This is a genomic window from Ignavibacteriales bacterium, assembly GCA_016700155.1.
Lineage (GTDB): Bacteria > Bacteroidota > Ignavibacteria > Ignavibacteriales > Ignavibacteriaceae.
In genome coordinates this window covers 529,315-541,519 of the sequence record CP065001.1, presented here as the reverse complement: position 1 = coordinate 541,519, position 12,205 = coordinate 529,315, and the positions used below count along the sequence as shown (strand labels likewise).

The 12,205-nt window shown below is 36.1% G+C and carries 10 protein-coding genes; 8 read left to right on the top strand and 2 right to left on the bottom strand.

Translation table 11 applies throughout. The annotated features are described in order from the left end of the window. Positions 1 to 80 precede the first annotated feature (80 nt). From IPM56_02165 to IPM56_02140, 6 genes are all read left to right on the top strand, one after another. Positions 81 to 1,301, top strand: coding sequence for a PLP-dependent transferase (locus IPM56_02165; protein ID QQS36787.1), 1,221 nt, complete (start codon positions 81 to 83; stop codon positions 1,299 to 1,301). A 119-nt stretch (positions 1,302 to 1,420) separates the two neighbouring features. Then, entirely contained in the window at positions 1,421 to 2,077 is a 657-nt protein-coding gene (locus tag IPM56_02160) for a tetratricopeptide repeat protein (GenBank protein ID QQS36786.1), read from the top strand. Positions 2,078 to 2,390: 313 nt separating this feature from the next. Then, a complete protein-coding gene (locus tag IPM56_02155; protein QQS36785.1) occupies positions 2,391 to 3,113 on the top strand; it encodes a hypothetical protein in 723 nt (240 codons plus the stop codon). A gap of 14 nt (positions 3,114 to 3,127) precedes the next feature. Then, positions 3,128 to 4,192, top strand: a complete 1,065-nt coding sequence (locus IPM56_02150; GenBank protein QQS36784.1) for a histidine kinase — start codon at positions 3,128 to 3,130, stop codon at positions 4,190 to 4,192. 35 nt (positions 4,193 to 4,227) lie between these two features. Next, positions 4,228 to 4,977, top strand: a complete 750-nt coding sequence (locus IPM56_02145) for a LytTR family transcriptional regulator DNA-binding domain-containing protein (protein QQS36783.1) — start codon at positions 4,228 to 4,230, stop codon at positions 4,975 to 4,977. 81 nt (positions 4,978 to 5,058) lie between these two features. Continuing rightward, a complete protein-coding gene (locus tag IPM56_02140; GenBank protein ID QQS36782.1) occupies positions 5,059 to 6,666 on the top strand; it encodes an aldehyde dehydrogenase family protein in 1,608 nt (535 codons plus the stop codon). 12 nt (positions 6,667 to 6,678) lie between these two features. Here the strand turns inward: IPM56_02140 and IPM56_02135 are convergent, their stop codons facing one another. After that, positions 6,679 to 7,407, bottom strand: coding sequence for a cytidylate kinase-like family protein (locus tag IPM56_02135; GenBank protein ID QQS36781.1), 729 nt, complete (start codon positions 7,405 to 7,407; stop codon positions 6,679 to 6,681). Between the two features lie 68 nt (positions 7,408 to 7,475). Further along, positions 7,476 to 8,978 carry an aminotransferase class V-fold PLP-dependent enzyme gene (locus IPM56_02130; protein ID QQS36780.1) on the bottom strand — a complete coding sequence of 501 codons (1,503 nt, stop codon included), beginning with the start codon at positions 8,976 to 8,978 and terminating at the stop codon, positions 7,476 to 7,478. Positions 8,979 to 9,269: 291 nt separating this feature from the next. Here IPM56_02130 and IPM56_02125 point away from each other — a divergent pair, with 291 nt between their 5' ends. Beyond that, positions 9,270 to 10,232 (top strand): hypothetical protein, encoded by a 963-nt coding sequence (locus IPM56_02125; protein QQS36779.1) that lies wholly within the window; start codon positions 9,270 to 9,272, stop codon positions 10,230 to 10,232. Then, the gene (locus IPM56_02120; GenBank protein ID QQS38202.1) at positions 10,232 to 12,100 is read left to right on the top strand and encodes an MFS transporter; all 1,869 of its coding nucleotides are present in this window, start codon (positions 10,232 to 10,234) and stop codon (positions 12,098 to 12,100) included. The genes IPM56_02125 and IPM56_02120 overlap by 1 nt, the downstream gene beginning before the upstream one ends. The last annotated feature ends 105 nt before the right edge of the window (positions 12,101 to 12,205 follow it).

Genomic DNA, 12,205 nt, shown 5'->3' with positions numbered 1-12,205 from the left:
AGCTATTCCCTACTCACAATAAAATTGCCTATGTTTGTAACAGCGAAAAAAATAATATTATAGGATCAAGGGAGATCAAAATGAAAAAACACAATAATGAAGATTTTCAGACCAAATGTGTACACGCAGGTATCGATGAATATGAATACGGCTCGGTAGTTCCTCCAATATATCAAACCTCTACATTTAAATTTAAATCAGCTCAACACGGTGCTTCACTTTTTGCTGGTGAGGAAAAAGGTTACATCTATACAAGAATGTTAAACCCGACTGTTCAGGCAATGGAAGATGCTATTGCTGAACTTGAAGGAGGTCACAAAGCACTGGGCTGCGGAAGCGGTATGGCTGCTGTTCATACAATCTTTGCAGCACTTACTCAGGCTGGTGATCATGTTGTTTGTTCTGCAGCTGTTTACGGACCGACAACAACTCTTCTAAACACAATTATGAAGAAGTTCGGAGTTGAAACAACTTTCGTTGATACTTCAAAAGTTCAAAATGTAATTGATGCTATTAAACCGAATACGAAAGTTGTATATCTGGAAACTCCCGGAAATCCAACATTATGTATTTCAGATATAAAAACTATTTCTGAAGTAGCTCATAAACATAATGCAAAAGTTGCGGTTGATAATACATTCATGAGTCCGGCACTTCAAAATCCTTTAGCACTCGGTGCCGATGTTGTGATGCATAGTCTTACAAAATTCTTAAACGGTCATGCAGACGTAGTAGGCGGAATTGTTGTAGTGAAAGATGAAGAAACTTATACTCTATTCAGAAAAACACTTAATCAAATCGGCGGAGTAATTGATCCATTCAATTCATTCCTTGTACACCGTGGATTAAAAACTTTAGCTCTTAGAATGGAACGTCATTGTGAAAGTGCGCAGATTATTGCTGAGTGGCTTGAAAAACATCCGCTCATTAAAACAATAAGTTTTCCCGGACTAAAGAGTCACCCTCAATATGAACTTGGAAAGAACCAGCACAAAGGTCCAGGCGGTATGATAACATTTGAACTTGAAGGAGGATTTGAAGCCGGTCAGGTGATGATGAATTCTGTTCAGCTATGTCAGCTTGCTGTAAGTCTAGGTGGAGTTGAAAGCCTTATTCAACACCCTGCAAGTATGACACACTACTCCATGGGTAAGGAAGCAAGATTAGCCGGAGGAATTACAGAAGGACTTGTTCGGCTTTCAGTTGGAATTGAAAATGTTAATGACATCATAAATGATCTTGAGCAGGCACTCGAAAAAGTTAAAGAGGCACATCTTAAAGAAGTCGCAGTTCACGTTTAACATTTCTGACAATCCCTGTTTCAAAAGTGGTCTAACAACTTGACCACTTTTTTTATATCCCCTAAAATCTGTGGCATAATTGTAGAATTAAAGTTTTCAAATTTTGCGGGAGGTATTCAATGAAAACTTTTACATTTCTTTTAACGGCTTTTCTTTTAATCAGTATTACCAGTGAGGCACAACGAAGAGACAGTGGAAACATCCGGGATGGAGACGGCGGAAGGCTCGATAGAGTTGACAACAAACCACCAACTACAATAGTTCAACCTCCTGTTAAACCAACTGTGCCTGTATATCATGATCCCACACCAGTACAATCAACACCAATTTGTTATGCACCTGAACCTGTTATCGTTGAAATAATTGAAGTTTATCCTGATCCGGATTGTATACTATATCCACCAGATGAGTCCACAAATTTAGACGATATACTTTACTTAACTATAAAACAATCGGCAATATCAAACTTTAATAACGAAGAATACTTGTTAGCAATCAATCAACTTACAGATGCAATTAATGAAGACCCTTTGGATGCAGAATTATTTTTATATCTGGGTAGATGTTACATCGGTATAAATGAATATCCCGATGCAATCAAAAATCTATCCACCTCTATTAAACTTGATTCGCTTTATGATGAAGCATATTACTATCGCGGACTTGCAAAATATTATGATGGGAAAAGAAACGAAGCTTCAATTGATTTAATATCAGCAAGAAGTTTAGGAAATGATCAGGCTGCGGCTATTCTGAAAAAGTATTTTCGTATGTAAACAAGGGGCACGGAAGATAGCTGCAATGTTCGATCCTTCTTTATTTGGAGATGGAACGCGTAAAGAGCAGATTCGCTGATTGAATATTGCGGCTATCATGATCTAGTGTGATAAGAGATTATTTTAATTTATTGGTAGCCGTTAATTGAGAGCTGCACATTCCGAGAAAATCCAAACTTTCTGTACTTATATAGATTTAACCGCCAATTACCGATAAAATACTGCCATTCACCGATTTTCTATTGGACAACAAACCCTCATTCTTTAATTTGGCACCAAAAGAAATTCCCTAATTGGTAAGCAGGAGTTCAAAATGCAAACAACCAATAATACAATCGATAAAAGAATAATCTTCGGGTTGATTTTAATCGTTCTCGGAGGTCTGTTCCTGTTAAACTCTTTTAACATAATTGATTTTTATCTTCCAAGAATAATCTTTTCATTTCCATTTATGCTGTTCATTGCCGGCATTATTATTCTTGTTAATTCTACAAAAAAAATATTCGGCGGTATTCTTACAGCTATAGGATTCATATTCTTACTGCCAAAAATTTTTCCCACTATCAGGATTGAAGGTCACGTTGTAATTCCTGTAATCCTTATTGGACTGGGAATTTATATCATACTTAAGCAAAGAGAGCGTGCTGCAAAAAGTGAAAATCCTACAGATCCTACCGCGTCTTTAAACAAAGACGTAATCGATGATGTCGCGATTTTCGGCGGTGGTACCAAATTTATTGCATCTGAAAATTTTAAAGGCGGAAGTATCACAGCAATATTCGGTGGTTCAGAAATTAATTTAGTTGCCTGCAAACTTGCTGAAGGTGTGCAGGTAATAGATGTACTTGCAGTATTCGGTGGTACAACTCTTATTGTTCCAAGAGATTGGAATGTCCAGTTGAATATTACACCGATATTCGGAGGATTTTCAAATAAGATGTTCAGAGATCCATCAATACCGGTTGATAATTCAAGAACGCTTATAGTGAAGGGTCTTGCAATGTTCGGAGGTGGTGAAGTTAAAACTACATTTTAACTTAAACCGGACTTATGCTAAGTAACCCGTTATTAAAAAATTTCCGAAGTGTTTATTTATACCTGCTATTCTGGGTTTCGCTGTCTGTCGTTTATGCTTTACTGCTTTACCTTGTAATCGGAACAACTCTCAGCACTGCCTTAGCCGATAGTTTCGTATTTAATTTTATACTTAGTTTTCTTGGGCTAAGCTTCTGGTATCCGGCAAGGTTTATTTCCTTTGAATCTAACAAAGTCGGGAAAATATTTTTAGCGCATCTTACCGGCAGTGTACTTGCATCCACAATATGGCTTATCACAGGCTATTATTTTATTACTGCAACTCTTGGTTTAGGTGAAACATATTCGACTTTCTTTTACAGTACCTTAAGCTGGCGTTTTATTATAGGGCTTCTGATTTATTTTCTTATAACATCTCTTTACTATATCATAATTTATTACACTGGATTTCATGAAAGAATTTTGCGTGAAGCGGACCTTCGCAATCTTGTTACCGAAGCTGAATTAAAATCACTTAAATTTCAGATTAATCCTCATTTTATCTTCAACAGTCTAAACTCAATGAGCGCTTTAACAACACTTGATCCCTCAAAAGCCAAGGAAATGATTCTGAAACTTGCTGACTTTTTAAGATATACACTCGCTAACAACGTTCGTCAGACAAATAAGCTAAGTGAAGAGTTAAAGAACATCCGTCTTTATCTTGAGATAGAAAAGATAAGATTTGAAGATAAGTTTGAATACATCGAAGAACTTGCAGAGGATACAAAATCTATTCCTGTACCGAATATGATATTACAGCCACTGTTTGAGAACGCAATAAAGCATGCTGTATATGAAACACTTGAAAAAGTAACATTGAAAATGAACAGTGTGATTGAAAATAATTTTTTAAAGTTGACACTTGAAAATAATTTTGATCCCACAGCAATTGCTAAAAAAGGCGCCGGTGTTGGTATTCAGAATATTAAAAACAGACTTGAGCTTCTCTACCATCAGAATAATCTTATCGAAGTAAAAAAGGACGAAAAAACATTCAGCGTAATTTTATATATTCCGCTTGGTGAAAATGTTATTTAATGAATTGTGTAACCTGCTCTTAATCATAAAGTAAAATGTCAGATAAAATCCGCGTATTAATTGTTGATGATGAAAGTCTTGCCCGGCAGATAACCAAAGGTTATTTAGCAGCTTATCCGCATATCGAAATTATCGGTGAATGTTCAAACGGCTTCGACGCAATAAAAGTAATTGCTGAAGAAAAACCCGACATAGTTTTTCTTGATATTCAGATGCCAAAAATAACCGGGTTTGAAATGCTTGAACTTATCGAAGATCCTCCTGTTATAATTTTCACAACTGCTTATGATCATTTTGCAATTAAAGCTTTTGAAGTTAACGCCGCGGATTATATTCTTAAACCATTTTCTGAAGAGAGATTCAGGGAAGCCCTTGATAAATCATTCATACATTTGCGGGACAGGTTCCAGCAAAAAGCAGTTATAAAAAGTCTGATTGACCATAATGATCAGAAAGAGGAAAAGCTTGAAAGAGTTGTAATTAAGGATGGACCTAAAATAAATATCGTCCCTGTTGACCGTATCAAGTTTATCGAAGCACAGGACGATTATGTAATGATCTATACTGATGAAAGTAAATATCTAAAACAAAAGACAATGAAATTTTTTGAAGATCATCTTGACGAAAATATGTTTATAAGGATTCACAGATCATACATAATAAACATTGATTCAATAAAACATCTTGAACTTCATGAAAAAGATTCATACAGAATTATTCTGAAAAATGAAAAACACCTTCCCGTAAGTAAAACTGGTTTAACCAAACTCAAATCCATTCTTTAATTTAAAGCTGACCTTTTGTAACTCAACTGATTGAAACTTCAAGATGCTATAACTATATTCTGTCCGATTAATAAAGGCAGTATGATGAATCTTGATAAAGACCTCGCTTCAATCCAGGAAGCCAGAACCCTAGCAAAAAAAGCTTATGAAGCTCAACAACTGTTCAAAGATTTTTCACAGGAACAAGTTGATAAGATAATTAAAGCGATGGCAGAAGCCGGATATTTAGCTTCAGAAAAACTTGCTAAGCTTGCAGTTGAGGAAAGCGGCTTTGGTAAGTATGAAGATAAAATTATCAAGAACAGGTTCGCTACTAAAAATGTTTATGAGTCTGTAAAAGATTTAAAATCAGCCGGAATAATTGATATAGCAGAAAACGGAAAAGTTATAAAGATTGCTGTACCAATGGGAGTTGTCTGCGCGTTAGTTCCATCAACCAATCCTACATCTACTGCAATGTACAAAGCGCTGATATCTTTAAAATGCAGAAATGCAATCGTGGCAAGTCCTCATCCAAGAACTGCAAACTGCACTTACGAAGCATTGAAAATTTTGTCCGATGCTTCAATAGAAGCTGGTGCGCCTGCGGGATTAATTCAATGCATGCAAAATCCAACTATCGAAGGAACCGAAGCTTTGATGCATGATAAATTGATTGCTGTTATTCTTGCGACAGGAAGCAATCCAATGGTGAAAGCAGCGTACAGTTCAGGAAAACCCGCTTATGGAGTTGGTTCAGGAAACGTTCCGGCATTCATTGAACGAACAGCAGATTACAAAAAAGCTGTCGCAGATATTATTTACGGGACAACATTCGATAACGGTACTTTGTGTTCATCCGAGCAGGCAATGATTGTTGATCTTCCTTTAAAAGAAAAAGTAATTGAAGAAGCAAAATCACAAGGCTGTTATTTTGTCAATGCTGATGAAAAAGAAAAACTTGCAAACGTCGTTCAAAAAGATTTCAGAATAAATCCTGATATAGTCGGCAAGCCTGCAAAATTTATTGCGGACTTAGCAGGATTCAGAGTTCCTGATGGAACAAAAGTTTTAGTCGCAACCTGTTATGATGTCGGAAGAAAAGAACCATTATCAATGGAGAAACTTTCTCCGGTACTTGCATTTTACACGGTTGACGGCTGGCTAGAGGGGTGTCACAAATGTATTGAACTTTTAAAGTTTGGTGGTATTGGACACACAATGGTTATTCATTCAAACGATGAACCGATAATCATGAAATTCGCACTTGAAAAACCCGCATTCAGAATTCTAGTTAATACCGTGGGATCAATCGGCGCTGTAGGTTATACAACATCGTTAACACCATCAATGACTTTAGGACCCGGAACATGGGGCGGTTCAATTATCTCAGATAACGTGAGTGCTAAACACTTGATGAATATTAAAAGCCTGGCATTTGAAACCGAGCCGATTAACAAAGGGCAAAGTGTCACATCATTTTCAAAAACGAAATCTGCAAAAACATTTTCTTCATCCGGCAGTTTTATGAAGGAGATTGAGGAAAGATTAAAAGCACGGGCTGGAAATAAAATTATTTCCGAACCATTCAAACCACAGGTTAAGAAAGATACACCTGTTCAACAAACGACAGAGAAAGATGTTAAATACGGAACAGGAATATCCAGATCAGAAGTTGACAGAATCATTCGGGATTTCAGGATAAAATAATTTTTAAATTTTTTAATCGTTTTCCCAAAACACCTCTGAAAATTTTTTCTTTACAAATTCAAAAATTATTTCCGAAGCATGCTCATATCCTGTTAATCCGGTATTTATTACAAGATGATATTGTCCGGGATCTTCAACATCTTTAAAGTAATTGCTAAGAACATATTTTCTTCTGGCAACGTCTTCCCTTTTAATAAATTCAGATGCGTCCTTCCTGTTGAGATTATAGAATTCCATAACGTGATTGATTCTATTTTCAACCGGTGATATTAATCTCACATGAACTGCGTTCCTGAAATCAGCGGTTATAACATTAGCCCCTCTACCGACAAGGATCACATTTCCAATCCGTGCAAGTTGAATAATTGTTTTAGTCGTATGATGAACAAGTGTCCATCTTGATGGCTGCAACCCAAGCATTTCGTGCAGAGCCGCACTAAGATCAGAATGTTTATCTTCACTCATATACCTGCTGACAAGTTTAGGCAGGTTATGATCTTCCAAAACTTTTTCAATAAGATTCTTATCGAAAACAGTCCAGTGAACGGAATTCTTTTTATCAAAAGTTTGTAATAATTCTACAAGTAATTCGCTCACCACATCAGCGCCCGCACCTGTTTCGCGTGAAATTGTAATGAACGGCAACTGTTGATTGGTTATGTATCTCTCTGAATCGTCTTTAAGATGTGAATGTGATTCGATATACTGCCTGCATTTTTCGTATGCCCCGATAGTTTTCATTTCAAAGCCTCCTATCATGTTAATAAATAGTTAGCCGCATTTTGAAAATCTATTTTATAATATTTGTTTCAATCAACTTCAGCAGCAAGTTGATTAACATTGCTCAATTCAAACCAATGTTTAATTTTTTCCTCTTCATTTCCGTTTGAATGAATATTTATAAATTCATTTTTCGATGAATCATACCTGAAATCTTTTTCCCAATCAGAAATATTTTTGATAATATTTTTTATTGCATCAACTATAAATAACAATTCATCATCTGTCATTGTCGGATGAATTGACATTCTGACCCATCCGGGTTTTTCGGAAAGATCACCGTGATTAATTTTATCCGTAATTCTTTTTGACTGAGTTGGACTGACATGAAGCAGATAATGCCCGTAAGTTCCTGCACACGAACAGCCGCCTCTTACCTGTATTCCAAATCTGTCGTTCAAAATTTTTACGATCAGGTTGTAGTGAATATGTTCAACATAAAATGAAATTGCTCCAAGTCTCTCTTCAATATGTCCGGCAAGGATGTGAAGTCCTTTCAAATCTCTTAATCCGTCAAATGCAATTTTGACAAGATGTTTTTCCCGTTCTTTTATTTTCGAAACATCCATTTGCTCTTTAAGCTTAATACATAATGAAGCTTTAATCGTCTGAAGAAAAGCAGGTGTACCGCCGTCTTCTCTTGCTTCAATGTTGGAAACAAACTTATGCTGACCCCACGGATTAGTCCAGTCAACAGTTCCTCCGCCGGGCATGTCCGGCACACGATTTTTATAAAGTTTGGAATCGAAAATGACAATACCTGCTGTTCCCGGTCCTCCTAAAAATTTATGCGGCGAAAAAAATATTGCATCAAGTTTTTCCAGCTTGTCCGCTGGATGCATATTTATTTTTGCATAAGGAGCCGAGCATGCAAAATCAACAAAACAGTAACCGCCATTCTCATGCATTATTTTTGCAAGTTGATGGTAAGGCGTTTCAATACCTGTAACATTTGAACAAGCAGTGAATGCGCCGATCTTCAATTGCCTGTTTTTATATTTTGATATTTCTTTCGTTAATTCGTTAACATCAACCAGACCGGTAGGGTCAGGATTCAAAACAACAACATCAGCAAGGGTTTCAAGCCACGTTGTTTGATTTGAATGATGTTCCATGTGAGTTATAAAAACTACGGGGCGTAATTCTTCCGGAAGATTTAAGTATCCTTTTAGCTGCTCTGGAATTTTCAATCCTAATATCCTCTGAAACTTACAGATCATTGCGGTCATACCTGATCCTGCAGATATTATCACATCATCAGGTCCTGCATTAACATGCTGCTTAATAATTTTGTGAGCATTATGATAAGAAAGAGTCATTGATGTTCCCGTAACACTTGATTCAGAATGTGTGTTACCCACCATCGGACCGAAAGTCTCAACAAGTTTTTTTTCAATCGGTGCATACAATCTTCCACTTGCAATCCAATCTGCATAAATAAGTTTTTGCTCTCCATAAGGAGTTAAAAACGATTTATCAAAACCGATTGTATTTTCGCGGAATGGTTTAAAATGTTCTTCTAACATATTCATCAGTTGCTCTCTTATTTGATGGCAAAATAAATAAAAATTTATGGAAAGAGAACAGCCAAATTTGAGGTGACCTAATTCTACAACTCGTCATCCCGAATTTATTTCGGGATCTTTTTGATGAAGAAGAATCTAAATTAAACCTGCCTGACGGCAAGCTATGTTCAGATAGACAATTTATAGCAGCATTTTAACTGAGAAACTATGACATTGCTTTCAATTTGCAGAATCACAGTATTTTATGCCAGATGCTTTTTTTCTATTTTGTAAAACAAAAATTATCCTGGTTAAAGTATGCCGCAAAAGTTAAATGTAATTCAATCAAAAAATCTTTTAATTGGTATTGACGGCGGCGGAACTAAAACAAACTTTTTATTCGCGGAAGATAACTTAAATACTCTTCATACCTCTTCGGCAGGTGCTTCAAATCTTACAACTTATGGAATAGAAAATGTTTTTAACCTGATCTTAAACAATATTATTCAGTTTATAGACTCAGTTGATTTATCCTCAACCCAAAATATTTCAGTCGTTGCAGGTCTTGCGGGTGCTGGAAGACCAGATGAAGCTGAATCATTACAAAAGATTCTTAGGCAAAAGTTAAACGAACTATACTCTCCCAAAATATTTATAAAGATTGTGACCGATGCCGTTATTACTCTTGAAGGTGCGTTTACCGGAAAAGCAGGCGCAATACTAATTGCAGGAACAGGCTCAATATTATTTGGGAAAGATAAGGATGATAATTTCTTCCGAGCCGGTGGATTTGGAAAAATAATTGGCGATGAAGGAAGTGGTTATTCTATCGGAAGAAAAGCACTACAACTCTATTCACATTTCCTGGATAATCGAAAAGAGAAAACAAAACTTGACGAACTAATTTCTGAATCAATGAAAGTTAATGATTCAGGTTCACTTATTAAGAATATTTATTCGGGTAATTTTGATATAGCTTCAATTGCACCTCTTGTATTGCAGGCGGCAGATGAAAATGATAAGTCCGCTCAAAAAATATTGAATGAAGGATGTGACGAACTTGTCAATCACATTCCTCCATATTTAAAATTTACTAACTCAAATGAATCTGAAATATGTTTGCTCGGCAGCCTGATCTCAAATGATAATTTCTATTCAAAACTTTTAAAGAAAAAAATCAAAGAAAATTTTCCCGGGATCAAAATAATTCAACCTCAACATTCTCCTGAGTATGGTGCAGTACTAATCGCAAAAAAGCTGATTGGAACTGAAAGCAGATGATGAGCAAAAGCAGGCAAAAAAATCCTTGGAGTTGGATACCATCACTGTATTTTGCTGAAGGACTGCCTTATGTAGCAGTTATGACTATCTCAGTTATAATGTATAAGCGGCTCGGTATTTCAAACACAGACATTGCATTATATACAAGCTGGTTATACCTACCGTGGGTTATAAAACCATTGTGGAGTCCGATTGTTGATAACATATCAACGAAAAGATTCTGGACGATAAGTATGCAGTTAGTCATCGGAGTTTCTTTCGGAGCTATCGGCTTAAGCATTCCCGCTCCTGATTTTTTTAGATACACATTAATATTCTTCTGGTTAGTTGCATTTAGTTCAGCAACTCACGACATCGCGGCTGATGGATTTTATATGCTTGGTTTATCAAAACACCAGCAGGCATTTTTTGTAGGGATAAGAAGTTTGTTTTACAGGTTCGCAATGATCTTCGGACAGGGTATCCTTATAATTTTCGCCGGTTATCTGGAAAGTAGTTCGGGATTCAAAACAACAATAACGGTTAATGCCGACTCAGTTAGTGTTATTCAACATATAGATGCTGAATCATTCGTCGCAAAGAATGATTCGACGTTAAAAGATTTTCGGATACTCACCTCGGTTTCAGAAATAAAATTAAATTATAAAAATGTTCCATCGTCTTACGCTGATTCATTGATTTCGTTTGCAAAGAACTGGAATGAAGAAAATAATTTTACTGAAAAGCCCATTGCGACTACAAATACCGGAACAAATTTAGAAGCAGAACCATCCTGGTTTAGAAAACATTTTGTCATCCCTCTTGAAGAATTTCTTAGGAATAATTTCGGTGAAAATAAATTTAATGTAGAACAAACTGATTCCACAGGTAATATTGCTTTGGTTTGGATTGGCATATCAAAGTTTGATAATGAGCAGGATGAGTTAATTGTTCATGTTGATCAGACTTCCGGTGACAAAAGTATTTCACTTGTCAGCAGTGGAAGATATTCATTCAACAAAAATAACTTTAATAAACCTGCCGCAGTATTAATACAATTAGATCATAAACTTAGTGAGTCAACTGATGCTGAGTTTACTGTTCAATCAGGAAACATAACTTCGGCGTGGTCGATTTCATTTTATCTGCTTGCGGTTATGTTCATCGCTTTTTTTGTTTACCACAAAATTATGCTTCCTCATCCAGCAGAAGATTATAAAAGGAGTATTTCCAATACACCGGAATTATTCAGAAACTTTTTTTCTACGTTTGTCATCTTTTTCAAAAAGAAAAATGTTATTGCAGCAATTGGATTTATCCTTTTATACCGTTTTGCAGAAGCACAACTTGTAAAATTAGCAGCTCCTTTTTTATTGGATAACTTTTCAAAAGGCGGATTGAATCTCACCACTGGTCAGGTAGGCTTTGTATATGGAACCGTTGGTGTTGCAGCACTTGCAGCCGGAGGAATACTTGGCGGAGTAGTAGCATCACGCAACGGTTTAAAATACTGGATGTGGTGGATGATAGCTGCTATCAATATTCCCGACCTTGTGTATGTTTTTCTATCTTTCACTCAACCCGCTGATTTTATATTAATAAATGTTTGTGTTGCCATAGAACAATTTGGATATGGATTTGGTTTCACTGCGTTCTTGCTTTATCTTATTTATATATCGGATGGCGAACATAAAACTTCCCACTATGCTATCGCGACAGGAATAATGGCTCTCGGGATGATGCTTCCTGGAATGTTCAGCGGATGGCTGCAGGAGTTGATTGGTTACAAAAGCTTTTTTGTATGGGTGTGTATATCAACCATTCCATGTTTTATGATGGCATTGTTTGTTAAAGTTGATCCAGAGTTTGGGAAGAAACATGAAAATTGAATCCTCTTATTACTCATGCTTGTGATAACACTTTAATAATTTTAATATTGCCAATGGATATAAGGTTATAAGGTTGAGTAGTTTTGCTTTAATATATGTTACTAA

Excerpts from the sequence above, each read along its gene's own strand:
- IPM56_02130 (QQS36780.1), bottom strand. The coding sequence starts at position 8,978 with ATGAATATGTTAGAAGAACATTTTAAACCATTCCGCGAAAATACAATC.
- IPM56_02150 (QQS36784.1), top strand. The coding sequence starts at position 3,128 with ATGCTAAGTAACCCGTTATTAAAAAATTTCCGAAGTGTTTATTTATAC.
- IPM56_02140 (QQS36782.1), top strand. The coding sequence starts at position 5,059 with ATGATGAATCTTGATAAAGACCTCGCTTCAATCCAGGAAGCCAGAACC.
- IPM56_02145 (QQS36783.1), top strand. The coding sequence starts at position 4,228 with ATGTCAGATAAAATCCGCGTATTAATTGTTGATGATGAAAGTCTTGCC.
- IPM56_02120 (QQS38202.1), top strand. The coding sequence starts at position 10,232 with ATGAGCAAAAGCAGGCAAAAAAATCCTTGGAGTTGGATACCATCACTG.
- IPM56_02165 (QQS36787.1), top strand. The coding sequence starts at position 81 with ATGAAAAAACACAATAATGAAGATTTTCAGACCAAATGTGTACACGCA.
- IPM56_02160 (QQS36786.1), top strand. The coding sequence starts at position 1,421 with ATGAAAACTTTTACATTTCTTTTAACGGCTTTTCTTTTAATCAGTATT.
- IPM56_02125 (QQS36779.1), top strand. The coding sequence starts at position 9,270 with ATGCCGCAAAAGTTAAATGTAATTCAATCAAAAAATCTTTTAATTGGT.
- IPM56_02135 (QQS36781.1), bottom strand. The coding sequence starts at position 7,407 with ATGAAAACTATCGGGGCATACGAAAAATGCAGGCAGTATATCGAATCA.
- IPM56_02155 (QQS36785.1), top strand. The coding sequence starts at position 2,391 with ATGCAAACAACCAATAATACAATCGATAAAAGAATAATCTTCGGGTTG.